Source organism: Bacteroides ndongoniae (assembly GCF_900108345.1).
Taxonomy (GTDB): Bacteria; Bacteroidota; Bacteroidia; order Bacteroidales; family Bacteroidaceae; genus Bacteroides; species Bacteroides ndongoniae.
Genome location: NZ_FNVV01000014.1, coordinates 1,717,012 through 1,743,733 on the forward strand (window position 1 = coordinate 1,717,012; position 26,722 = coordinate 1,743,733).

Below are 26,722 nucleotides of genomic sequence, written 5' to 3' on the forward strand. Positions count from 1 at the left end.
CAGTCTGTTTTCCATGAACATCGTAAAAACACTATTCAGCCTGGGGTTGCTGGCAGCCCTGCCAATGGCGGCCCAGCAGAAAGAGTACGTATCGCAAGTATGGGTAGCCGACCGGGGCGACGGCACTTATCAGAACCCCGTCCTCTATGCCGACTATTCCGACCCCGATGCCTGCCGCGTAGGCAATGACTTCTACCTGACCAGCTCCAGCTTCAACTGCCTGCCGGGCTTGCAGATACTGCACTCCAACGATCTGGTCAACTGGCACATCATCGGCGCAGCCATCCCCTACAGCCTCGCTCCCGTCCGCACCCCCGAACGCCCCGAACACGGCAACCGCGTATGGGCACCCGCTATACGCCACCACAACGGACAGTTCTACATTTTCTGGGGAGATCCGGACCAGGGAGTCTTTATGACCAAGGCCCGCGACCCGCAGGGGCCGTGGACCGAGCCCGTACTGGTGAAGGCCGGACAGGGCATCATCGACCCTTGCCCCCTGTGGGACGACGACGGACAGGTCTATTTGGTGCACGCCTATGCCGGCAGCCGCGCCCAGCTGAAGAGCGTCATCGCCGTCTGCCGGCTGAATGAAGAGGCCACGCAGGCCGTCACCCCTTCGCGAATCGTCTTCGACGGGCACGAGGCTCACGCCACGTGCGAGGGTCCCAAGTTCTACAAGAAAGACGGCTATTACTACATCTTCCATCCGGCGGGCGGAGTGCCTACCGGCTGGCAGGTGGTGCTACGCTCGAAGAACGTCTACGGCCCCTACGAGTGCAGAACCGTGCTGGCACAGGGCAACACCTCGGTCAACGGGCCGCACCAGGGCGCGTGGGTGGACACCCCGACCGGCGAGGACTGGTTCCTGCACTTCCAGGACGTAGGGGCTTACGGGCGGGTGGTGCACCTGCAACCCATGAAGTGGAAGGACGGTTGGCCCGTCATCGGCACCGATCCCGACGGCGACGGGTGCGGCGAACCCGTACTGTCGCACCGCAAGCCCGACGTAGGCCGCACGTATCCCGTCCGCACGCCGCAGGAGAGCGACGAGTTCGATGGCTACACCCTTTCGCCCCAGTGGCAGTGGCATGCCAACATCAACGAGAAGTGGGCCTACCATGCAGGCAACCGCGGCTTCGTCCGCCTGTACTCGTACCCGGTGGTGCCGCAGTGCAGAAACCTGTGGGATGTGGCCAATCTGTTGCTGCAAAAGACGCCTGCCCCCAACTTCACCGCCACGATGAAGCTGACCTTCAGCCCCACGGACAAGTACAGGGGCGAACGCACCGGATTAGTGGTGATGGGCATGGACTATGCTGCGCTGATGCTCGAAAACACGGCCGACGGACTGACCCTGTCGCAGGTGGAGTGCATCAGTGCCGACAAGGGACAGCCCGAGCAGGTCAACGCATCGGTCGGACTGACCGGAGGTACCGTCTATCTGCGCGTCAGGTTCGGGTGCGACGGTCGGAAGATAGCCCAAAGCGAAGGCGGACACGACCTGCTCGTGACGTGCAACTTCAGCTACAGCACCGACGGCCGGACGTTCAGCCCACTTGGCACCACCTTCCGGGCGCGTGAAGGCAAATGGATAGGCGCCAAGGTGGGCACCTTCTGCACCCGCCCCGCCATCAGGGCCAACGACGGCGGATGGGCCGATATCGACTGGTTCCGCATCACCCCGTAAGCAGAGTTTTTGTAAAACATTATAACCAACAGACAGGAAAATCATAAAACGTTGATAATCAGAAGCCTTATATGTTGGCTATCTAAGTATAGGACTGAGGGGGTCTAAGTATAGGACCGAGGCTACCTCAGTCCTATACTTAGGTACCCTCGGTATAGGACTGTGACCGGAAGCCGTCCGCGCTGTCAATAATTATCCTAAACCTCCTCCCCTTCCCGGCCACTGCCCGCACGGGGCGGACACGTTGCAGATGTGCCCGAAAAGTATTACCTTTGCCGCCGGAACATAAAACCTGTGAAAATGAAGAAACTGATTATATTCGACCTCGACGGCACACTGCTCAACACCATTGCCGACCTGGCACAAAGCACCAATCACGCCCTCAGCGCCTTAGGCTATCCCACCCACGACGAAGCCTCGTACAAGTTCATGGTGGGCAACGGCATCAACAAGCTGTTCGAACGTGCCCTGCCCGAAGGAGAAAAAACCGAAGAGAACGTCCTGCGGGTACGTGCCCAATTCATCCCCTACTACGACTGCCACAATGCCGACCGCAGCCGCCCCTACCCCGGCATAGCCGAACTGCTGGAACAGCTGCAGTCGCAGCACATACTGCTGGCGGTGGCCTCGAACAAGTATCACGCTGCCACCACGAAGCTCATTGCCCACTACTTCCCGCAGATACGCTTTGCCGCCGTCTATGGCCAGCGCGAAGGCATTGCCACCAAACCCGACCCCACCGTTGTGGCCGACATCCTGCGCGACACCGGTGTGCAACCCGAAGACGTGCTCTATGTAGGCGACTCGGCCGTCGATATGCAGACCGCCCTCAACGCCGGTGTCACCGCCTGCGGCGTCACCTGGGGCTTCCGTCCGCGCACCGAGTTAGAGGCGCTCAATCCCGCCTACATCGTGGACCACGCATCCGACATACTGAAAATAGCCAACAAGTAGCAGCCACGGCCGGCGGCCGGTGCTGTAGCCGGCGACCCCGACCGCAGTCGGCCGACACCCCCGTCCATCCGGAGCAAAACGCACAAACACCCTCGTCTTTTCCCCATTCGATGGCCGATAAGCCAAAAAATACACCCAAACAGACAAATTCTGCACATCGGTCCGGATCAAGGGATGTATTTTTGTCATCGGCAACCCTCGCGTCGAACAGGCGTCAGCGTTGCCGGGAAAAAATACAACCTTTTATCAATTATTACATGACCATGAATCACCAGACATCCCCCCTTTCGCACCGGCCGGCAGGCTTCTTCAGGAAGTTGTTTTCGCTTTCAGCCCTGACCGCTTTTCTACTGACCGGCAATGCTTGTGCAGGTAACGGCTCGCCCCGTCCGTCTGCAAGTCCGGTCGCCGACATCTACGAAGGCCTTCCCTTCGAAATGCCCCGTGTGGAACGTCCCACCTTTCCCGAACTGGAAGCCGACATCACCGACTTCGGTGCCAAGAACGACGGTATCACGCTGAACACCCGCGCCATCAACGACGCCATCCGCTCCGTCAGTCAGAAAGGCGGCGGAACCGTCATCATCCCCGAAGGAATCTGGCTCACAGGTCCCATCGAACTGCTGAGCAACGTCAATCTGCATACCGAGAAGAATGCCCTCGTCCTGTTCACCGACGACTTCGAGGCCTATCCCATCATCGAAACCTCGTTCGAAGGACTGAACACCCGCCGTTGCCAGTCGCCCATCTCGGCACGCAACGCCGAGAACATCGCCATCACCGGCGACGGCGTATTCGACGGCTCGGGCGACAGCTGGCGCCCCGTCAAGAAGAGCAAACTGACCGCCTCGCAGTGGAAAGCGCTCGTCCAGTCGGGCGGCGTGGTCGATAACGACATCTGGTACCCCACCCCCGGCTCGCTGAAAGGCGCGCAGGCCTGCAAGGAATTCAACAATCCCGAAGGCATCGAGACCGACGAAGAGTGGAACGAAATACGCCCCTGGCTGCGCCCCGTACTACTCAGCATCGCCCAGTGTAAGAAGGTACTCCTCAAAGGCGTCACCTTCAAGAACTCGCCCAGCTGGTGCCTGCATCCGCTGTCGTGCGAGCACGTCACCATCGACAACGTGAAAGTATTCAATCCCTGGTACTCGCAGAACGGCGACGCCCTCGACCTGGAGTCGTGCACCAACGCCGTAATTACCAACTGCATCTTCGACGCGGGCGACGACGCCATCTGCCTCAAGTCGGGCAAGGACGAGGATGGAAGAAAACGTGGCGAACCCTGCCAGAACGTCATTGTACGCAACAACATCGTCCTGCACGGACATGGAGGCTTCGTGGTGGGCAGCGAAATGTCGGGCGGAGTCAGGAACATCTACGTGGCCGACTGCACCTTCCTCGGCACCGATGTGGGTCTGCGGTTTAAGAGCACCCGCGGACGCGGCGGAGTGGTAGAAGGCATCTACATCGACCGCATCCAGATGATCAACATCCCCTACGAACCACTGCTGTTCGACCTCTTCTACGGCGGCAAGGCAGCCGGCGAGGAGACCGAAGACGACCTGCAGGGACGCATGAAGGCCGAGATACCGCCCGTCACGGAAGAAACACCCGCCTTCCGCAACATCCACATCTCCAACGTCACCTGCAAGGGTGCCGGACGCTCCATGTTCTTCAACGGACTGCCCGAGATGCCTATCGATAACGTCACCATCAGCGACGTCACCATCAGCGACGCCAAGCAGGGCATCGTCATCAGCCAGGCGCGCAACGTCACCCTGGAGAACGTACACATCGGTACACCGGGCGAGGCCATGCAGATAAAGAATGCACAAGACATCCGCGTCGACGGCCAGACCTATCAGAACCCCGGCCCGAAAGCCATGCCCGTCAAGATGTAAAACCCGCCGATAACGGCGCGTAACAACAGACAGTAACCGCCGCAGAGGCAGACAACCAGCCTGCCTCCTGCTGTACAAACCATACAATCCATTAAAACTGCAATATGAGCAAGATAAACTCCAAAGTGGCCGCATTCACACTGGCCGCCATCATCGCTTCACTTCCCTCGCTCAGCCTGGGATGCTCCGACGGAAACAGCCCCGAGACAACTCCGGAGCCCCCTTCCGACGAGGAAACACTGACCACCTATCCCACGCCCGACCGCTCCACCATCCCGGCCTTTCCCGGTGCCGACGGAGCAGGCAAATACACCACCGGAGGGGCAGGCGGAACCGTTTACACCGTAACGTCGCTCAAGGACGACAGTTCGCAAGGCACCCTGCGCTGGGCCATCAACCAGAAAGGAGCCCGCACCATCGTCTTTGCCGTCAGCGGCATCATCGAACTGCAACAGCCGCTCAAGGTGCGCAACGGCGATCTGACCATCGCCGGACAGACCGCACCGGGCGACGGCATCTGCCTGAAGAACTATACGTTCAATATACAGGCCGACAACGTCATCGTCCGCTTTATCCGCTCGCGCATGGGAGCCGACATCGTGCAGAAAGGCGACGACGCCATGAATGCCTATCAGTCGCACCGCAACATCATCATCGACCACTGTTCGCTGAGCTGGAGCACCGACGAGTGTGCCACGTTCTACGACAACCGTAACCTGACCCTGCAATGGTGCATCATCAGCGAAAGTCTGGCCAACTCCATACACGAGAAAGGCGCACACGGCTACGGTGGCATCTGGGGAGGACAACCCGCCTCGTTCCATCACAATCTGCTGGCCCACCACACCAACCGCACGCCCCGCCTCTGCGGCAGCCGCTACACCGGCAAGCCCGACGAGGAGAAAGTAGAACTCTTCAACAACGTCATCTACAACTACGGCAGCGAAGGTGCCTATGCCGGAGAGGGCGGCTCGTACAACTTCCTGAACAACTACTACAAGCCGGGACCCTATACGGCCACCAAGAGCTCGTACAACCGTCTGTTCACCGCCTATGCCGACGACGGCACCAACACCAATGCCAAAGGTGTGTACGGCCACTTCTACTTCGACGGAAACTACATGGATGCCACCTGCTCCAAGCTAAGCGACAAGCAGCGCACCGCCATGGCCAAAGTCAACGCCGACAACACCGCAGGCCTCATCCTGAAAAACGATTTTGCCTCCAAGGACGACGTACTGGCTAAAAGCTCCTTCAACATAGCCGAGCACACCTCGCTGCAACCGACTGCCGAAGCCTACGAATCAGTTCTTCGCCTGGCCGGTGCCTCGCTGAAGCGCGATGCCTGCGATGCCCGCATTGTCGAAGAAGTACGCCAGGGCACCTATACCTACGAAGGTTCGAATGGTAGTACCAACGGCATGATCGACCAGCCTGCCGACGTAGGCGGATGGCCCGAATACCAATCGGCCGATGCCCCCAAAGACAGCGACGGCGACGGCATGCCCGACGAATGGGAGAAAGCACACGGCTTGAACCCCGATGCAGCCGACGGCAGTGCCTACAACCTGAGTTCCCAGTACACCAACCTGGAAGTCTACCTGAATGAATTGGTCAGCCACATTGCCGAAACAGGCATTTCAGGCCAATAACAGGACGGCTGGTAACAGACGGGCAGGCAGATTGTCAGCTTCGTGCCGTACAGCTCCTGCCACATCTTTTCTGGGAACACAAAAAATGGAAGAATAACAAAAAGTACCAACCTAAAAACAAATTTTGCACATTCTGCTTTTTACATCCATATACATTTGCAATAAGGAATTAACAGTGTGTTCAAACACACTTAAGGAATAAAACATAATTTAATTAATAACCATGCAAAACAAGTCTAACAAGATGAGAAACATGCGCGCCGTGTTACTATCCTTATTAGTAACCCTGATATCGCTCAGCGTATCCGCGCAGAATGTGACCGTAACTGGTACAGTGAAAGACAAGACGGGAGAAACCGTGATCGGAGCTTCCGTAGTTGAGAAAGGGAACACCGGCAACGGTACCATCACCGACATCGACGGCAAGTTCACCCTTTCTGTCCCCTCCAACGCAACGTTGGTATTCTCGTATGTAGGAATGACAACGCAGGAAATCCCCCTGAAAGGACAAACAAAGATTCAGGTAGTAATGTCCGACGACGCCCAGGCATTGGAAGAAGTAGTGGTCATCGGTTACGGTTCGGTAAAGAAGAAAGACCTGACCGGTTCGGTAGCTACCGTCAGCTCCGATGTACTGGCAGCAGTACCCGTTGCCTCGGCCACTGAAGCCCTGACCGGTAAAATGGCCGGTGTGCAGATCACCACAACAGAAGGTTCACCCGATGCCGAAATGAAGATCCGTGTACGTGGTGGCGGCTCCATCACCGGTGACAACACACCTCTGTTCATCGTTGACGGCTTCCCCGTGGAATCCATCTCCGACATCCCTGCTTCCGAAATCGAAGACATCACCGTACTGAAGGACGCTTCTTCGACTGCCATCTACGGTTCGCGTGGTGCCAACGGTGTAATTCTGGTAACTACCAAGTCGGGCAAGGAAGGCAAAGTCAGCGTCAACTACAATGCTTACTATAGCTGGAAGAAAATGGCCAAGCAGCTCAACACCCTAAGCAGTGCCGACTATGCTAAATGGCAATACGAATTTGCCATGCTGAAAAGCGGAAAACCTGACCAGATCAATCCTTCAACCTATACCGATATCTTTGGTAACTATCAGGACATCGACTTGTACCAGAACGTACCCGAAAACAACTGGCAAGACCAGGTATTCGGCCGTACGGGACATACTTTCAACCACAACCTCAGCATCAGTGGAGGTAGCGACAAGATGAAATTTACGTTCAACTATGCACATATGGACGATAAAGCCATCATGTTGGGTTCGAGTTACAAGCGAGACAACCTGAGCCTGAAACTGAATTACAAACCGGTGAAAAGGGTTAGCCTCGACTTTTCAGCCCGCTACTCCGATACCCACATCAGTGGAGCTGGTGCCAACGAATCGAAGACAGAAGTTTCAACTGCCGACTCGCGTATGAAGAATGTGATGGTTTTCTCACCGTTCAATTATGCAAGCTTAAGCGAAGGATACGACCCGGACATGAACCTGACCCAGCCTCTGACTTCGGTGTATGACAATGACCGTCTGCAAGACCGCCGGACATTCGACTACAACGGAAGTTTCACTTGGGAAATCATTGACAACCTGAAGTTCAAGACTGAATTCGGTCTGCAATACTATACAAACGACGATAAACGTTTTTATGGTATTTCGACCTATAACGCCCGCGTAAACGGAAACAATCAGCCCATTGTTGTCTTTACTGAAAATGGCCGTGAAACATTCCGCAATGCAAATACACTGAGCTACGACTTTAAGAAGTTGATCAAAAGCGAAGACCATCATCTGAACCTGTTGGTAGGACAAGAGCTTATCAAGGTGAAAAGCAATACCGATACAGACGAAGTGCGCTACTATCCTACGCAATTCACATCCAGCCAGGCTTTCACATTGAGCAGCCAGGGAACAGCTTACAGCACCAACAAATTCATCAATGCCGATGATGTACTCCTCTCTTACTTCGGACGTGTCAATTATGACTATCAAAGCAAATACCTCGTATCAGCCACGTTCCGTGCCGATGGTTCTTCCAAGTTTGCAAAAGACAACCGCTGGGGCTTCTTCCCCTCGGCAGCCGTTGCATGGCGCATCTCTTCGGAGAATTTTATGGAAGGCACACGTAGCTGGTTGGACGACCTGAAACTGCGCGTCAGCTACGGTACCGCCGGTAACAATGACATCGACAGCGATCAGATGCGTACAATCTGGTCGGCAGGAAGCGGTAGCGCTTTGGGATGGATCAACAACGTTTCCAGCTTCTGGACAACCGGTTCGTACATGTCGAACCCCGACCTGAAATGGGAAACGACGCATACGCGTAACATCGGACTCGATTTCTCTATCTTTGGAGGACGTCTGAACGGTACGGTTGAATACTACTGGAACAGTACCAAAGACCTGCTCATCGAGTTCCCGGTTTCCGGTACCGGATACAGTTACCAATGGCGCAACTTAGGCGAAACAGAAAACAAAGGTTGGGAAGTCAGCCTGAACTGGGACGTTGTCAACAAGAAAAACTTCGGCTTAAGTTTCAACGGCAATATCGGTTTCAACAAGAATAAAGTCGTTTCCTTAGGCTCGCTGAGCGAATATGCGGCAGCCTCCAATTGGGCCTCTACCGAAATCGGTTCAGACTTTGTAGTCCGTCCGGGCTCCCCCATCGGACAGATCTACGGATACGTATGTGACGGACGTTACGAGGTTGATGACTTTGAAGGATACGATGCTGCAAGTAACCAGTGGATTCTTAAAGAAGGCATAGTGGACGACAGCGAAGTTATCGGTGAGAAGATGCTCCGTCCGGGCGCACTGAAGCTGAAAAACGTTGATGGAAGCGAGGACGGAAAGGTAACCGCAGCCGACCGCACCATTATCGGCGATACCAATCCCGTGGCCAGTGGTGGTTTCGGACTGAACGCCAGAGTCTATAATTTCGATATCTCGGCCAACTTTACTTACAGCATTGGCAACGACGTGTATAATGCCAACAAGATAGAATATACCACAGCCGGAAACAACACCAGCTACCGTAACATGATTGACATCATGGCCGACGGCAAACGCTGGACTAACCTTCGTGCCGATGGTACCATCAGTAACGACCCGGTGGAACTGGCCGAAATGAATGCAAATACCACCATGTGGTCACCATGGATGAACCAGAACGTTCTGACAAGCTGGGCCATAGAAGACGGATCGTTCTTACGTCTCAACACACTGACCATAGGTTATACTTTACCGAAATCACTGACCCGCAAAGTAGGCATCAACAATCTGCGTTTCTATGCCACAGGATACAACCTGCTCTGCATTACAGGCTATTCAGGCTTCGATCCGGAAGTATCGACCAGAACAAAAACTGCTCTGACACCGGGAGTGGATTACTCGGCATACCCCAAAAGCCGTCAGTTTGTAATCGGTGTAAACTTGAACTTCTAAACTACATATTGTCATGAAAAATAAATTATATACAACCTTTGCAACCGCATTCATTGCCGGAGGACTCCTGCTGTCGGCCTGCGGTGATAATATCCTGGATACACAGTCACCCTCTTCCATGGATGACAAAAACATATTCTCAATCTACGACCTGGCCATCGGTACCATCAACAATATCTATACTTACTATGGCGAACAAAACCACCGTGCACGCTACTTCTGCTACTATGGCATGAATTCCGACATAGAATGGCTGAACGGCTCGGACGGAGGTGATGACAAAGCCAATATGGTCAACTACAATACGTTGCCCAATAACGGCCAATTAAACATTGCCGATGCCAAAGAGCCCTGGTCGAATATCTATTCAGGCATCGAGAAAGCAAATCTGGCCATCGAAGGCTTACAGGCATACGCCGACTTGGAAAACGACGAAGGTCTGCGCCAGCTGTATGGCGAGGCACTGACCTTACGCGCCATTGCCTATATTGACCTGATCAATGCCTGGGGAGACGTACCGGCACGTTTCGTAGCCATTACACCTGAGACAATCAACCTGCCACGTGAAGACCGGGATGTCATCTACAAACAAATCATAGCCGATCTGCAAACCGCACAGGAATATGTAGCATGGCCCAACGAACGTAGCGATACGCAAACAGTAGAACGTATCAACAAGGCATTCGTAAAAGGCTTCCTGGCACGTGTCTGCATGCAGGCCGCAGGCTATTCGCTTCGTTCCGACGGTACAGTGCGCCAAAGTTCTGATCCCGATCTGTCAGTATCCGTACTCTACCCCATTGCCTTGCAGGCTTGTAAGGAAGTTATGGATCAGGAAGGAAGATATGTGGCACTGAAAAGCAATTTTGTAGATGTATTCAAAGGCAACTGTCAGGATGATATCGCTGCCGGCGGTGAATCGCTTTGGGAAGTGCCTTATGCAAATTCTCCTTCCGCACGCGGACGTATGGTTTACACCTACGGCACCAAACACGAAGCAATCGACCAGTTTGTAAAAGCCAAACAAGGCGGACAGGTAGGTCCTCTGCCCAATGTATTCTTCGATTATTCCATCAAGGACAAACGCCGCGACGTGACTTGCGTTCCCTACACGTGGGTAGAAAAGAATGCCGGCTCCGGAGTAGCCGTACAAGAGCTCAGCACACTCAAAAGCTGGTATTTCGGCAAGATGCGTTACGAATGGATGACACGAGGCGCTTCTATCAGTTCCACCGATGACGGTATCAACAAAATCTACATGCGTTATGCTGACGTGGTACTGATGCGTGCCGAACTGGAGAATGAGCTGAATGGCCCCGATGCTGCTGCTCCGTACCTGAAACAGATACGTCAACGTGCTTTCGACCCAGCTGATTGGGCTACCGAAGTAGAAACTTATGTCAGCAATGCCAGTGCCAGCAAACAAGCCATGTTCGATGCAATCGTCGACGAACGTGCGTATGAATTCTGTGGCGAAATGCTGCGCAAAGCCGACCTCATCCGCTGGAACCTGCTGAAAGCCAAAATGGATGAAGCCAAAGAAAAGATGTACCGTTTACGCGAACTGCAAGGTGAATATGCCGATCTGAATCCTTACCTGTACTACAACATGGTGGACTACAGCGACGGAGCAGACGGAAAGACCTATGCCGAAACGGCTCTGCAGATATATGGCTTGAACCACGGTGAAACGGAAGAGAACCCCGAAGGCTACGAATATACCTCGTCCAACTCGCAAGGCGAAGTTTCCAAATGGATCAGTACCAGCAACCTGCCCGACGACAAAATAGAATCGCTCTATGCACGCGACCCGGACAAATATACATACTGGCCGATCTTCCAATACAACCTGGATGCCAACCCCTTGCTTGAGAACTATTCATGGTATTAAATAAACGGACTAATAAACAATAAACTACAATGAAAAGAAATATAATATACACCGCCTTCATGATAAGCTTACTGACCATGGGCGGTACACTGATAACGTCTTGCGAAGACATCGACCCGGTGCAGGAACTGAACCTGAGCCGCGTTCTGTCACCCACTGACCTGAGTGTACGTATTCGCAACCAAGTGAACATCGAAGCCAGTTGGGGCGTAGTGGATGACCGCACCCAAAGCTATACGCTGGAACTGTATGAAGGAACTTCAGCCGAAGGTACTCCCGTCGTACAGCAAAGCGGAATTACGAGCACTACGTACACCATCAGCTCGGGAACAATGGGCGAAACCACCTACCTGCTGCGTGTAAAAGCAGTGGCCGAAGGCATTGAAGACTCGAAATGGGCCGAACTTACGACCACCACACTGGCCGAACAGATCTTCAATAGCGTAGCTTCTGCCGACATTGCCGCATTGTCTGTTACACTGCGCTGGCCGGCCGGAGAGGCTGCCGACCTTATCACACTGACACCTGCTGAGGGTTCTACAGCACCGGTTGTGACCTACAACGTCACTGCCGAAGACGTAGCCAACGGATATGCCGTCATCGAAGGACTGACAGAACAGACTGAATACACCGCTATAATGACCCTGAATGGCCGCACACGTGGCACCGTTACCTTCAAGACAGCCATTGATACCGGCGACATGACTCAAATCGCTGCCGACGCCGACTTGGCCGCAGCCTTGGATGCAGCCGAAGAGGGAGAAAGCTTTGTCCTGATGGGAACAAACTACGAGTTAGGAAGTTATGCCGTTACCAAGTCGTTCTCGCTGACATCACTCGACCCCAATAGTCCGGCTATCGTACACGGACGCTTTACAGTAAGCGCACCGGTAAGCTCAATAACCCTTGCCAACATCGTATTCGACGGCCAAGGCGATACGGACAACATCTTGGAATTGAAAGATGCAGCAGCCAACCTGGGAACACTGACCATCGAAGGATGCGAAATACGGAACATGGGTAAACACATCATGTACAACAATGCGAAAGGTACATTTGGCGACATTATCATCAATAACTGTATCATCGACGGCATCGATGACGGAGGTGGCGACGGATTCGACATTCGCGGAGGCTCATTGCAATCGCTCACTGTCACTAATACCACCATCAGCAACGGAGTCAGAACCCTGCTGCGTTGCCAGGTAGCCAACACGGTAAATGTCACCTTCCAGAACTGTACATTCTACAACATCTGTACGTTGGACAACTCGAACAACAGCGGACTCTTCCAAATGGACAAGACCAACGACAGCAGTCTGCTCACCGTTAAGAGCTGCCTTGTATACGGTGTAGGAACTGACAGCCCAAGTGCTACGGAATCGGGAACATGGGCCAGAAGTTCCAAGTTCAAAGCTAGTGCCGAATACAGCAACAACTATTACTATAACTGTCCGAACCTGTGGGCAAGCCTTTACAAAGACGATCATTCAGCCGTAGCCACCGAAGCCGATCCGGCATTTGCAGATGCCGCCAACGGTGACTTCACCCTGACCAACGAAGACCTTATCTACAATCAGGTAGGCGACCCGCGCTGGTACTGATGAAGACTTGTTAGGCTTCTATAGCATATAGATTCCTGTTTGACGAAAGGGGGTACATCGGACGATGTACTCCCTTTATTTTTAGGACAAACACAAAGCATACGGACGGACAACAGCCGAAGTGCGGCAAAGAAAGGCAGGTAGTCCGATTACAAATCCCAGGTTACAGAGTTGCTGCACCCAGATTACAGAGCTACTGCACCTAAGTTACAGAATGGCTGCATCCAGGTTGCAGTGTCACTGCAAAGCTTAATGCAGTAACACTGCAAAGCTTGGTGCAGCGTCACTGCAAAGGTTGATGCAGTCGCTACAACCAGCATACAAGGCTGTAACAACCGGCATATACCCACCCAACAACCAGCAACAGATGCTGTTTAGTAAGGAGTTATGAGGAAAACAAAAGGACGATGCAGGCGGAAACGTCTATTTCTGCTGCATCACCTTGTCACGATATTCGGTAGGAGTCATCTGCATCTTGGCCTTGAAGCACTTGCTGAAGTAGCGCGGATCGTTGATGCCGACCATATACGAAATCTGCGTCATGGAGTATTCGCCCGTCTCTATCAGCTGGACGGCACGGTTGATGCGCATTTCTTTGATGAATTCCACCGGCGCCAGTCCCGTCAGTGTCTTCAGCTTCTTGAAGAAGACGGAGCGGCTGACTGCCAGTTCGCGCACCAGATCGTCCACAACCAGATCGCCGTTGTCCATATTGGTTTCCATCAGTTCTACCAGTTTGTCCATGAATTTGCGGTCGTTGGGCGACATCTCGGCTTTGGGCTTCTCTTCGGCTACCGTCTCGGTACCGGCAGTCGAAACGGTGGCTGTGGCCGACATGAACTCCTGACGGAAGGCTTCCTGCAACTTGTGCCGACGGGCCAGCAGATTCTTGACGCGTGCTTTCAGGTAAGTGGCACTGAAGGGTTTGGTGATGTAGTCGTCGGCACCATACTCCAGTCCTTCGAGCTTGCTCTCAATCGAAGTTTTTGCCGTAAGCAGGATAATGGGAATGTGACTGGTGGTCATGTCCGTACGCAGCTCTTTCGTCATGGCGATGCCGTCCTTGCCGGGCATCATGACATCGCTGATGATGATGTCGGGCAACAGTTGCAATGCCTTGTTCAATCCCTGTATACCATCTTCGGCCTCCACCACGCGATAATCAGCCGCAAAGATGCTGCGCAGAAACAGGCGAAGTTCCGGATTGTCCTCCACCAGCAACATTGTCTCGCGGGCAGCCGCCTTGTCGTCTTCCGCCTCGACTGTACCGTCCGGAGCAATTCCCGTTTCGGATGGAACTGCGCTTGCAACCGGTGTGTCACTGCGCTCTGCTGTGGCCGTTGCCATGCCGGCCGTAGCATCGTCCTGCAGGAATTCGGTGGTTGCATCATAGTGCTCTTTCCCTTTGCGGAAGTCCACCCTGAAGCAGCTGCCCTCGCCCAGCTTGCTGTCCACGGTAATGGTTGCCTTGTGCATCTCGACGAGTTCCCTCACCAGCGACAGCCCGATGCCGGTGCTGCTGGCATGGGCAAACAGTTTGTGGTCCACCAGATTCTCGAAACGCAGGAAGAGCGACTTGCGCCGGTTCTCGTCGATGCCGATGCCCTGGTCCTGCACTCCGATGGAGATGGTCTTCTCGTCCTCGCGCACAAAGACAGAAATCATCTTGCCCTCGGGCGTGTATTTAAAGGCATTGGATAGCAGGTTGTACACAATCTTTTCCAGCTTGTCCGCATCGACCCACAGGTAGAGGTCGTCCTTCTCTGCCTCAAGCAGGAAGTCGATGTGATGTTCTTCGGCCACAGACTCGAAGTTCTCCATAATCTTCCGGATAAAAGGTACCACTTCCACCCGCTGCACCTGCATCTTCATCTTCCGGTTCTGTATCTTCCGGAAATCCAATATCTGGTTGATCAACCGCAACATCCGGTTGGTGTTGCGTTCCACTACTTTCAGCTGTTCACGGGCATCGTCGGGCAGCGGTGTGTTCTGCAACACATATTCCACAGGGCCGGCAATCAGTGTGAGCGGAGTACGCAGTTCGTGCGATATATCGGTAAAGAAGCGAAGCTTCATGTTCGTCAGTTGTTGTTCGATGGAGACTTTGTGCTTCAGCCGGTAGATGGTGAACAGGATGTAGACGGCCGTTACCACTACGGCAAGCAAGAAGAACACATACAGGAAGTAGGCCAGCGGCGTCTCCCAGAAGGAAGGCTCGATTTCTATCTCCAGTGTACGCACATTGTCCGTCCACACTCCGTCGGCATTGGTCGAGCGTACCTTGAACGTATAGTGTCCTTTCGGCAGATTGGTATAAGTGGCGGTGCGCTGCGTACCCACATAGTTCCACGCCTTTTCAAAGCCTTCCAGGATATAGGCATACTGTATCTCGGAGGGAGCCGAATAGTCGAGTGCCGCGTACTGCAAAGTAAAGATGTTCTCCCGGTGCGACAATACCAGTTCGCTCACGTCGTCCAGACTTTGCTTCAGCACGGAGCTGCCTGCCGAAGGAGTTACATCCTTATTCGAAATCAGCAGTTTGGAGAATACGACAGGCGGCACGAAAGCACTCTTCCGTATCGAATCGGGACTGAAAAAGAAAATGCCGTCGCTTGCTCCAAACATCATCTTTCCCTGCGAAGTATAGGCCGAAGCCGCTTCGCTGAAACGCACCCGGAAAGAAATGGACTTATCGCTGTAGTTCTCGAACCGTTCATCCGAAGGCACAAACTTGCAGACGCCGTTCTCGGTACTCATCCACAGGTTGCCCGACCCGTCTTCGCGGATGGACAACAGCACGTCCGACGGCAGACCGTTTTCCACACTGTACGACTTGAACTGCGCCTTTCCCTGTCCGTCGAGCGACAACAGTTTGTTCAGTCCGCCGCCGAAGGTAGCCAGATACAGTTCGTTCTGCCGGGTCGAGATAATCCAGTGCACATCGTTGTTGCTCAGGCTATGCTCGTCCTCCGGAATGCGCTGGAAGTGATGGAACACCGCCTCATCGGCCGACTTGAAGTCGTCTTTCACAACCAAAGCACCCAGTGTAGTGCCAATCCAGATGTTGCCCTTACCGTCGCCTGTGATGAAGCGTGCCTTGTAACAGTTGTCTATGGGATAGCCTTTCAGGTGGTTGCGATGGTTCATGAACACCTCTCTGCCACTTTCGTCACGTGTCAGGTAATTGACTCCTCCACCGAAGGTAGCCACCCAGATGCGGCCCTGCTTGTCCTCGTATACACAATATACATTGTTGTCGCTCAGGCTGTAAATATCGTCTTTGCTGTAACGGTAGCGCGTCAGTCGGTACTTTCCGCCCTGCGGCTCAGCCTTGACAAGGCCGTCACCCTTGGTCGCTATCCACAGACAGCCCTTGCTGTCCTGCAAGAGGAAATAGACATTGCCTTCCATCGGTTTTCCCACGGTCGAAACGGTACCGGTCTCGGTCAGATAGCCCTGATATATACGTTTTTCGTTGTACACCCGCAACTTGCCGTCTTTCAGTCCTACCCACAGGTTGCGTTCACTGTCCTCGCAGATGGCACGCACCTCGTTGCTCAACGACTCATAACTATGTGCGACCGGAGTAAACAGGCTGAACTGGGCCGGACGGAAAGTTATCTTTTCCAGCCCCTTGGAATGGGTACACATCCACAGATTGCCCTGACGGTCGGAAAAAGCGGAATGTATCTTATTGGAAAAGCGCCAACAACCGTCGGACAGGCTGTTGTAGAAAGGCCGCAGACAGTTGGCCTGCTTGTCGAAACGAGAGAATCCGCCACCGTATGGATGTACCCACACCGTTCCGTACACATCCTCGTGAATGTGGAAAGCCGGACGCGAACGGTCGGTACTGGTAGGCTCTACCGCAATAACTTCGGTCTTCAGCTGACCGGTCTGCGGATTGAAGTGCGCCACAGTTCCCGAGACTTCCTGTTCGAACCAGACTTCTCCCGTCTTGTCACGATAGGCCGACAGGACAGGCGCCTTCGGAAGTCGGGAAGCCTCGTAATGTTTTCTTGTTCCGGCAGCCAAATTGCATACAAAGAAACCGTCACCGGCAGTAGCAAGCAACAAATCATCCCCTCCCAGACTGTGAATGGACACAACCCGCGAAGGAACGGGAAGCTGCAACAGACGGAACTGTCCGTCCCCCTTCTGATATCGCCATACACGACCGTTGTCCGAACCGAAAAAAAGTTCCTTGCCCGTCTCGCAACAGACGTAGAACGGTTGCTCCTTCGTGGCTTCCTCCTGTGCCGTCCCCGAAAAATAGAATACGGGCTCCTTGCCATCGGCCGACAACAACCCCAGTCCGTTGTCTGTCAACAGCCATTCGTGTCCGGACGAATCACGATAGACATCGTTCATCCGTACTGCCGGAAAATGTTTCGACAATTCCCGATACCACTCGCACGACAAACGGCATGTCGTCGCATCGGTACTTACCCTGACTGCTCCTCCCTTGTCGGCCAGCAGCCATACGATTCCTCCCTGCAACAGTTTGACGGCCCTCACATCACAGTCGGCACCGGTTTCCGCTGTTGCCGGAACACGTTCAAAGACTTCTGTCCGCGGATCGAAACGGAACACCTGATTGTCGTATGTCAGCAGCCAGATAAATCCGTACTCGTCTTCGTACATGTAGTCCACACGGTTGTTGGTCAGTGCAATGCGGTTGTTCGGACGTGCCTTATAAGTCTTGAACGAATATCCGTCAAACTTGTTGATGCCGTCCCACGTGGAAAACCACATATTCCCCTTCTTATCCTGCAGGATAGACATGATGGTATTTTGCGAAAGCCCATCCTCGGACGAGTAATGGGTGAACAGACAATCGGAATGCCCGCTTACTGGCAATGCCCACAAACACAACAGGCATCCGACAACAGTGTATAAAAGGTTTTTCATAAGCACAATCAATCTTTGCCGTAAAGATACGGATTTCAACAAGAACAGACAGTGCAAATCAAAAAAACTTGCAGGCTACAAAAGTGAAAAAAGCCTATTTTCAGCAAGAATCAGGCTACAAATTGTATCTTTGCATAGGAAACCCTTTTTCCAAAACCCGGACAAGAAATCCGGCAAGCAGCTGCGTTGCCAAGTTTTGCTTACGAAATTCTCCCAATCAGATATACAACCATGAAACGATTCCTCAGTCTGCTTTTATGCGCCGCATCCTGGATGCTGAACGCCGCCGCACAAAACGGCGATTCCCTGTCTTACGGCGTGGCGGGCAACATGCCCTCCTTCTACACACAACTCAAACAGCAGCTCACCTACCCCATGGCCTGGGGAAACGCTCCGACCCGCGACTTCGGCCAGTGGCGCCTACAGGCACGCGACATGCTGCAAACCTGTATGCAAAACCTACCCCCTGCCCCTAATGCCTACGACATGACCGTCATTGCCACCGAACGGCGCAACGGCTACGAGGCACGCAAGGTAGCGTTCAATCTGTCCGCGTGGTATCGTGTGACGGCCTATCTGCTGGTGCCCGACGGTACGGGTCCTTTCCCTGCCATCGTCATGCTGCACGACCACGGTGCCCACTTCAGCATCGGCAAGGAGAAACTGGTGCGCCCCTTCCAGGTAAGCCCCGAAACGGCTGCCGATGCCGACCAATGGGTACAGCGTTACTACGACGGACAATACACCGGCGACTACTTTGCCCGACACGGCTATGTGGTACTGGCCGTCGATGCCCTGCTCTGGGGCGAACGGGGCCGCCGGGAAGGAGACGATTACGACGTACAGCAGGCATTGGCTTCCAACTTTCTGCAAATGGGTACTTCGTGGGGCGCGCTGATCAGTGCCGACGATGTACGGAGCGCCGAGTTTCTGGCTTCGCTTCCGTGTGTCGACAAGGAACGGATAGGCTGTATGGGATTTTCGATGGGTGCCTACCGCTCGTGGATGCTTGCGGCGCTGACCGATACGGTCAAAGCGGCGGCTTCGGTCTGCTGGATGAACACGACCGAGCACCTGATGACGCTGACCAACAATCAGAACAAAGGAGGCTCGGCCTTCGCCATGCTCATTCCGGGCATCAGACGCTACCTGGACTATCCGCATGTAGCCGCCATCGCCTGTCCCAAGCCTTCCCTGTTCTTTTGCGGCAGCAAGGACAAGTTGTTTCCTCTTGAAGGCGTGGAGGATGCTTTCGCCACTATGCAGCAGGTGTGGAACAGCCAGCATGCCGCCGAGAATCTTGTCACCCGCGTATGGGACGAAAAACACTTCTTCAGCAAAGACATGCAACAGGCTACCCTCGACTTCTTCGACCGGCATCTAAAGCCGTGACTGACAGAAACGACTGCCGCGAACGCAGAACCGCTTACTTCAGTTGCTTCTTTATCCACTCCCAGTGACTGCGCTCGGTGTCGTCCGAAGTCCAATGCTCGTTGACGGGTGTTATCAAGGCTTCCTTGGGGCACGACAGTACATTGTAAACGGCATAACTGGTAGTGGGCGGGCATACGTCGTCGTTGTATCCCCACGTCATACGGACAGGAACCTGAATGCGACGGGCAAAATTGACTACGTCATAGTAGGCCATCGTCCGCAACTTGTCGGGAGTGTCCATGCCTTCGGTGCGGAAGAAGTGCGGATATCCGCCTGCCCGCCCGGCTTTGTAGCCCGCCATGTCGCTCAGTGCCGGATGATTGGCCACACAGGCAGTGACGCGTTTGTCCAGTCCGGCAGTGACCAGCGCCAAGGCTCCGCCCTGACTGCCTCCCTGCACAATGACGTTCTTCCCGTCCCACTCGGGCAAGGAAGTCAGCAGATCGATGCTGCGTATACAGGCCAGATAGACGCGCTTCATGTAGTAATGGTCCCGGTTGTCCAGTCCATTCATCAGATAGCCGTTCTCGCGTCCGTTGAAGGCATCACTGATTTCACGGAAAGTTTCGGCACTCATTTCCGGATTCAGGCCGTGTATCTCGATTTCGAAACGGATGCATCCCTCTTCGGCATAATACTTGTGGCGCAAGGGGTCCTTAATGGTCTTGATGCCCGCTCCCGGGGGACAGAGCACCACGGGACACGCCCCTTGGGCCGCCTGCTTGGGATAGAACAGATAGCCGTAAACGGACTGTCCGCGCGCACTGACCTGCAACTTGACGAGGTAGCAGTCTATCCGGTCGGTACAATACTGTTCAGCACGCACCTTCGTATATTTCAGAGGAACTTTGGCCAGTTCGGCTTTGTTTTTCTCCCAGAACTCCTCGAAATCAGCAGGTTTCGTGGTATAGGGGCGGATCTCTTCGGGCGAGAAGCCTACCTTGATGTGATGACGGTACGTCTTCCCGTCCACCGTAGCCCACATGCGACAGTCGCGGAAACCCGGCTGCTTCATGGTGCCCACGTTTATCACTGCCTTTCCGTGTTTCAGCTGCACGCTGCCTTGGGCATCGGCCGGCATCATGTCGCCGCCCATCTCGTAGTGAACGGTGACCCCGTCCTGCGGCATGCCGTACTTCAGCAGTTGTACTTCGACTGTCGCCTTCTCGCCCGTCCGGTACAGCCAGTCGGCATGGTCGGGCACTGTCACCCACAGCACATCGCTGCGGTAAGGGTTGTTCTCGGCCTGCAAGGGAAGCAGGGGCAAACACAGAAAGAGAAGTAAGAAAAAAGCCTGTTTCATACGTCGTTTCATCGTTTTATGTCCAACAAAGCATTGCCGTTCTTCACCGGGTTCCATCCATCGTTGCCAGCCAATACTTCCTTGATGGAATAACCTTGCAAGTCTTTCAACTGACGGGAGAAAGGTGCACGCTTGGCCTCCGTCGCTGCTCCCGCACCCTTACTTTGGTATTCGGCATAGAAGACGGTCTTTTCGGCCTCCTTCTTGCCCCAGTTGTGCCAGCCTGCGGGCAGAATGTGGCTGCCTAAGTCGCAACGGATAAACACCGCCTGTGCATACGGCCGCCACGGGCGGGACAGATAGACACCGTCCACTCCCTCGTCTGCCGTCAGCCGACAGTCGTAGAACACGTAGCCGTAGGACTGTCCTTCATCGGTAGAAGGAGCCGTCACGTACCCCTTGCCCTTGCTGTGGATGCGGCAACGGTTGAAGACAGCCGTCGACCAGCCGAAGATGAAGTCCACCGTTCCTTCCACGTAGCAGTCTTCGTAGTACTGGCGGCAGCCTTTCGCATAGGTGTACAGAGTATCCTGGAATCCCAGGAAGCGGCATTGCTTGAAGTAAGCACGGTCGGCACTGACAAAGCAGGCTACGGCCTGGCCGACCGGGCCGGCAGTATTCTCGAAAGTGATGTTTTCGGCATAGAAATCGGGAGCATAGATATAGCACGAGGCAGAGCCGGAGGTTCCCGTATTCTCGCCAAAGCGGTTCGGCTTGGAGGCATAGTCGCCGAAAGACAGCACGGTACCTTCCTGCCCGATGAGCGAAAGGTTGATTTTGCTTTCGGGAATCACAATCTTTTCGCGATAGACGCCTTCGCGCACCAGAATGGTGGTGCGCACGTTCTTCCGGTAATCGGGCACGGCGTTGATGGCTTCCTGCACGGTGAAGAAATCGCCACTTCCGTCCTTGGCCACCACAAAGTCGTAATGACGGACGTAAGGCGCCAGTGCCGGAACCGCCACGGCAATGGCATCGATGGCCAGTCCTGCCACGATGCGTGCACCCCGTACATTGAGGTGCGTGTTGTCTTCACGCCCCTTGGGCATGGCGGGCACCGTATTGGCAGGTACCCACATGAAGAGTTCTTTCGACTTGACTGGTCCCAGTCCCTCCACCAGTTCGTGGGTAATCCGGTTCATGTCGACAAACGGCACATCCAGCTCGCGCGCCACGTTGCGGGGCGACTCTAAGTAAGCACCGTGGGTATCAATCAGCCGGTCACCCTCGGCTGAATGTTCGGCCTGTGCCTCGTGTTTGGCATCGGGGTTGACGCCCTTGCGGATGTCGTCCTGGCTGATAGCCGCTGCTACCGAACTGCCGTCGGCCGTACCGAAATTGCGCCGTACGATGGAGTTGAACAATACGGGGATGGCTCCCTTGGTACGTGCCTCGGTGACAAAACGTTTCAGGTTGGCATCGAACGAACCGCCACCGGCATCGGTATGCCGCTTGGGATCGGTCTTCTCGTCGTTGTGGCCGAACTGGATAAAGACGTAATCGCCCTTCTTCAGCAACGAAAGCACCTTGTCCCACCGGCCTTCGTCGATGAAACTCTTGGTGCTGCGTCCGTTCACGGCATGATTGTCTACCCGTATCTCTTCGGACAGGAATCCGGGCAACATCTGTCCCCATCCTCTTTCGGGGTTGCCGCCGGTCAGGTCCTTGTCGGCCATGGTCGAATCGCCAATCATGAAAATGGTGATTGCTGGCTTGTCGGCTTTGAACGCCGTAAAGACCAGAAACAAGGCCAGCAGCAAAATCAGTTTGTTTTTCATATTATTCTTTTTTTACAGTTTCTTGGTTCATATCTATTTGGCAGAGGGCGTTTTCAGCCCTCACCTGCATCCCGTTTCCGGGACACTTGCACGGCTCGCGAGAGACACTTGTACGGCTCGCGAGCAACACAAGTGTGGAACACGAGCCGTGCAAGTGTGGCTCACATCCCCCGCCAGAAGGCTTCTGAAGGGGGGCTGGAGCCTTATTTTTGTGCTTCGGAGGGTGTCCACGTCCGACACTGGCTGAAGATGTGGTTCCAGTCAGCATATTTGACAGCCTCTTCCTTAGTCAGTATCTTTACCCAGCCTACACGCCGCGAGGTATCGGCTCCCGGGCCACGGTTGCCGTATTCGCCATAACGGGCTGTCCGCTCGTTGTCGGCGTTTCGCCAGTTGTCCCATCCGGCGGGACAGATGTGGGCACCCATCTCACACCCCACAAACACGGTAGCGGCATACGGTCGCCACGGACGCCCCAGATAGACCTTGTCCACATCCGGAGCCGCTGTCAGCCGACAGTTCAGAAACACGTAGCCCACTTCCACACCGGGTGGTGTAGAGGCTGCCGTGATGTACGAATTACGTTTGCTATGGATAACACAGTCCTCGAACAGGGCGGTCGCAGGACCGAAGATAAAATCGGTTGTTCCCTCGATGTAGCAATTCTTGAAATAAAGGCGGGTACCGGCAGCACCGGTATAGACAGTATCCTGATTGCCCAGGAAGCGGCAGCCGACGAACACCAGCCGGTCGCCCTCGGTGTGCAAGGCCACGGCCTGCCCCAAGGGAGGGGCATTGTTCTCTATCGTCAGGTTGCGGAAAGTGATACCGTTGCCTTCCACCTTCAGCGTATAAGTGCGGAACGTACCCATACGGCGGATATTGGCGTGGTCGTCGAACGATATCACTGTCTTTTCGGCATCCTCGCCCACAAAATCGACATTCTGCAGCCACGAAGGCACTACCAGCTTTTCCCGATACACACCGTTGCGGACGAGCACCGTCACCCGATAGTCCATAAAAGCACGTATGCCCTCCATGGCCTCGGTCAGCGTGCGGTAATCGCCGTTGCCGCTGCCGTCCACCACGAGCGTGTCTTTCCACTTGCCGTCGGCCGACCATGCGCTTCCTGCACAGATCAGACACAGCAGCAACAGCCAAAAACGTATCAGCACCTCACGTTTCATCCTGCGACGGCTTTATTTGACGATGGCTTTTACTTCCTGCAGGCGTTCCCATTCGAGGCTTGCCAGGATGAACGGCCCCACGGCCTTGGCATCGTTGTCGCGGATGGTCTCGTTGATGTAATAGTCGTAATCGCCCGAACGATAGTTCTTTCCACCCAGTCCGGCCACGGCACAGGCCTGCGTGATGCTGACCAGTCCGTCCTTATCGACACGGATAAATTCTTTCAGAATGCCCTTGTATCCTTTAACGGCTACTTCCAGATAAGAGGGATCGATATACCCCTTGCGTACCCCCTTAAACAACGCATAGACGAACATAGCCGAGCAGGAAGACTCCAGATAGTTCCCTTTAGCGCCGCTCTTGTCGAGCACTTGATACCACACACCCGTCTTACTGTCTTGCAGACGCTTCACCTGGGCTGCTATATTATTGAAGATGACCAGCATGGAATCGCGCCCCGCCTCGTGCTTCGGAATAAAGTCGAGCGCATCGACAAACGCCATGGCATACCAGCCCAGCGCACGCCCCCAGCAATGTTGCGACTGACCGGTCACGGGATCGGCCCAACGTTCCTTACGGCTTACGTCGCACGCATGGCGGTAAAGTCCGTTGGCAGGATCGTACGTATGGCGTGCGGCCATCAGAAACTGGTTGACTACATCGGGATAAACCTCTACCTGATTGTTGCGGAATGCATATTCGGCGTAGAAAGGAGCCCCCATGTAAACGCCGTCCAGCCATACCTGATTGGGATAAATCTTCTTGTGCCAGAAGCCGCCGTCGGCATTGCGCGGATGTTCGTCGAACTGGCTGCGCAGCAGGTCGAGGGCTTTCCGGTATTTCTCGTCCTTGGTCTGTTCGTAGATGCGGAACAGGAATTTGCCGGAGTTCACACGGTCCAGGCTGAACTCCTGACGTTTATACATTTTTATTGTGCCGTCGGCATTCACCATCGTGTCGGCATAGGCCAGGGCGTAATCGTAGAACTTGCGGTCGCCGTAACGGTCGTAAACGTCGAGCATCGACTGAAGTTCCAGTCCGTGACAATAGTCCCACTTCAGTTTAGGCTGGAAGTCCAGTTGCCACGACTCCGGACAACGTATCATTTCCGACTCGGCCATCCGTACCGACCAGGGCTGTTTGTCGCTCACTTTCTGAGCCGACATTCCCCAAGGGAAAACCATCCACAGGGAACATACTAAAATCTTACAAATAATTGAGTTTTTCATGGGATTCTTCATTTATAGATATCAGACCTATCATTTTCCAAAACAAAAATAGCACATTCCATCAAGAACGGCGTGTATTTTTGGGTATAGTATGTGCAATATTTGGTATTCGTGTGCGAGAACGGAGTTTTTTGTGCACGATAACGACAAATTTAGTCCAAAATCGTCCATTTTACTAATAATTATGGCTTTGGAGTTTGATTAATTGAGAAAAGGTCTTAATTTTGGCACAGTTTTCAAGTTGTACCAATCGAAAAACATAACCTTATTAATAATTAAATCAGAAAAGAATGGAACAAGTTTTCGGCTATATCATCGGCTTAGGAGCAGCAGTGATGATGCCTATTATTTTTACAATCTTAGGAGTTTGCATTGGCATTAAGTTCAGCAAGGCACTGAAAAGCGGTTTACTGGTAGGTGTCGGTTTTGTAGGTTTATCCGTTGTCACAGCGTTGCTGACCAGCAGCCTTGGCCCGGCCTTGAGCCAGGTAGTCGAAATCTATGGTCTCCAACTGAAAATATTCGATATGGGATGGCCGGCAGCAGCAGCCGTAGCCTATAACACAACGGTAGGTGCTTTCATCATCCCTGTCTGTCTGGGAGTAAACATCCTGATGCTTCTGACCAAAACTACCCGTACGGTCAACATCGACTTGTGGAACTACTGGCACTTTGCTTTCATCGGCGCAGTAGTCTACTTCGCCAGCGACAGCATCCTGTGGGGTTTCTTCGCAGCCATCATCTGCTACATCATTACCCTGATTTCGGCCGACTATACCGCCAAGAAGTTCCAGAACTTCTATCCCGGCATGGAAGGAATCTCCATCCCGCAACCGTTCTGCGCCGGATTCATTCCCTTTGCCGTAGCCATCAATAAGGTACTGGACAAAATCCCCGGATTCGACAAGCTGTACATCGACGCCGAAGGTATGAAGAAAAAATTCGGTCTGCTGGGCGAACCTCTCTTCCTGGGTATCGTAATCGGATGCGGTATCGCTGCCCTCTCCTGCCACAACGGTCAGGAACTGGTAGACAAGATACCTTATATATTAGGACTCGGTATCAAGATGGGAGCCGTTATGGAGCTGATTCCGCGTATCACCGGACTTTTCATCGAAGGTCTGAAACCCATTTCCGACGCCACACGCGAACTGATTGCCCGCAAGTTCAAGGGAGCCGTAGGCCTGAACATCGGTATGAGCCCTGCATTGGTTATCGGCCATCCTACCACACTGGTCGTTTCCTTGCTGCTGATTCCCGTAACCATCCTGCTGGCTGTTATCTTGCCGGGCAACGAATTCCTGCCACTGGCATCTCTGGCCGGTATGTTCTACGTATTCCCGCTGGTATTGCCCATCACCAAGGGTAACGTGCTGAAATCGTTCCTCATCGGTCTCGTAGCCCTGACAGTAGGTTTGTACTTCGTAACCGATATGGCTCCGCACTTCACTCAGGCAGCCAACGACGCTTATGCCACAACAGTAGCCAAAGGCAGTCCCGACGGTGCCCTGAAAATCCCCGACGGATTCGAAGGTGGTGCACTCGACTTCGCATCAAGCATCTTCTCGTGGATTATCTTCCACCTGACTTATACCTTTAAATATATAGGTGCCGGTATTCTGGTATTGTGCACACTGGCTCTGATGATCTGGAACCGCCGTGCCATCATCAAGCTGCAGAAAAAAGCTGCCAGCGAACCGGTTGAGAAATAAAAAAGAAAACAA

14 protein-coding genes are annotated in these 26,722 nt (G+C 53.9%); 9 read left to right on the plus strand and 5 right to left on the minus strand.

The window, feature by feature from the left end:
• The first annotated feature begins 13 nt into the window (after positions 1–13).
• The 7 genes from BQ5591_RS17965 to BQ5591_RS17995 all read left to right on the plus strand — a co-directional run bounded on the left by BQ5591_RS17965 (position 14) and on the right by BQ5591_RS17995 (position 13,155).
• Positions 14–1,690, plus strand: coding sequence for a glycoside hydrolase family 43 protein (locus tag BQ5591_RS17965; protein WP_071150384.1), 1,677 nt, complete (start codon positions 14–16; stop codon positions 1,688–1,690).
• A gap of 300 nt (positions 1,691–1,990) precedes the next feature.
• Positions 1,991–2,644, plus strand: coding sequence for an HAD family hydrolase (locus BQ5591_RS17970; RefSeq protein WP_071150385.1), 654 nt, complete (start codon positions 1,991–1,993; stop codon positions 2,642–2,644).
• A gap of 257 nt (positions 2,645–2,901) precedes the next feature.
• Positions 2,902–4,548 carry a glycoside hydrolase family 28 protein gene (locus BQ5591_RS17975; RefSeq protein ID WP_235817114.1) on the plus strand — a complete coding sequence of 549 codons (1,647 nt, stop codon included), beginning with the start codon at positions 2,902–2,904 and terminating at the stop codon, positions 4,546–4,548.
• A 104-nt stretch (positions 4,549–4,652) separates the two neighbouring features.
• A complete protein-coding gene (locus tag BQ5591_RS17980; protein ID WP_113740900.1) occupies positions 4,653–6,200 on the plus strand; it encodes a pectate lyase in 1,548 nt (515 codons plus the stop codon).
• 244 nt (positions 6,201–6,444) lie between these two features.
• Positions 6,445–9,660 (plus strand): SusC/RagA family TonB-linked outer membrane protein, encoded by a 3,216-nt coding sequence (locus BQ5591_RS17985; protein WP_083381024.1) that lies wholly within the window; start codon positions 6,445–6,447, stop codon positions 9,658–9,660.
• A 13-nt stretch (positions 9,661–9,673) separates the two neighbouring features.
• Positions 9,674–11,551, plus strand: a complete 1,878-nt coding sequence (locus BQ5591_RS17990; RefSeq protein ID WP_071150387.1) for a RagB/SusD family nutrient uptake outer membrane protein — start codon at positions 9,674–9,676, stop codon at positions 11,549–11,551.
• Between the two features lie 29 nt (positions 11,552–11,580).
• Complete coding sequence (locus BQ5591_RS17995) at positions 11,581–13,155, plus strand: DUF4957 domain-containing protein (RefSeq protein ID WP_071150388.1); 1,575 nt, start codon at positions 11,581–11,583, stop codon at positions 13,153–13,155.
• 423 nt (positions 13,156–13,578) lie between these two features.
• Here BQ5591_RS17995 and BQ5591_RS18000 read toward each other — a convergent pair whose 3' ends face one another.
• Positions 13,579–18,066 (minus strand): hybrid sensor histidine kinase/response regulator transcription factor, encoded by a 4,488-nt coding sequence (locus BQ5591_RS18000; protein WP_071150389.1) that lies wholly within the window; start codon positions 18,064–18,066, stop codon positions 13,579–13,581.
• A 273-nt stretch (positions 18,067–18,339) separates the two neighbouring features.
• On the opposite strand from BQ5591_RS18000, the gene BQ5591_RS18005 reads away from it, so the two are divergent.
• Positions 18,340–19,458, plus strand: coding sequence for a dienelactone hydrolase family protein (locus BQ5591_RS18005; protein WP_235817142.1), 1,119 nt, complete (start codon positions 18,340–18,342; stop codon positions 19,456–19,458).
• Positions 19,459–19,492: 34 nt separating this feature from the next.
• Here the strand turns inward: BQ5591_RS18005 and BQ5591_RS18010 are convergent, their stop codons facing one another.
• From BQ5591_RS18010 to BQ5591_RS18025, 4 genes are all read right to left on the minus strand, one after another.
• On the minus strand, positions 19,493–20,803 hold the full coding sequence (locus BQ5591_RS18010; RefSeq protein WP_071150817.1) for an acetylxylan esterase: 1,311 nt from the start codon (positions 20,801–20,803) through the stop codon (positions 19,493–19,495).
• An 8-nt stretch (positions 20,804–20,811) separates the two neighbouring features.
• A complete protein-coding gene (locus BQ5591_RS18015) occupies positions 20,812–22,581 on the minus strand; it encodes a pectinesterase family protein (protein ID WP_071150391.1) in 1,770 nt (589 codons plus the stop codon).
• A gap of 203 nt (positions 22,582–22,784) precedes the next feature.
• Positions 22,785–23,768, minus strand: coding sequence for a pectinesterase family protein (locus BQ5591_RS18020; protein ID WP_071150392.1), 984 nt, complete (start codon positions 23,766–23,768; stop codon positions 22,785–22,787).
• 12 nt (positions 23,769–23,780) lie between these two features.
• Complete coding sequence (locus BQ5591_RS18025) at positions 23,781–24,998, minus strand: glycoside hydrolase family 88/105 protein (RefSeq protein ID WP_071150818.1); 1,218 nt, start codon at positions 24,996–24,998, stop codon at positions 23,781–23,783.
• Positions 24,999–25,288: 290 nt separating this feature from the next.
• On the opposite strand from BQ5591_RS18025, the gene BQ5591_RS18030 reads away from it, so the two are divergent.
• Entirely contained in the window at positions 25,289–26,710 is a 1,422-nt protein-coding gene (locus BQ5591_RS18030) for a PTS galactitol transporter subunit IIC (protein WP_071150393.1), read from the plus strand.
• Positions 26,711–26,722 lie beyond the last annotated feature (12 nt).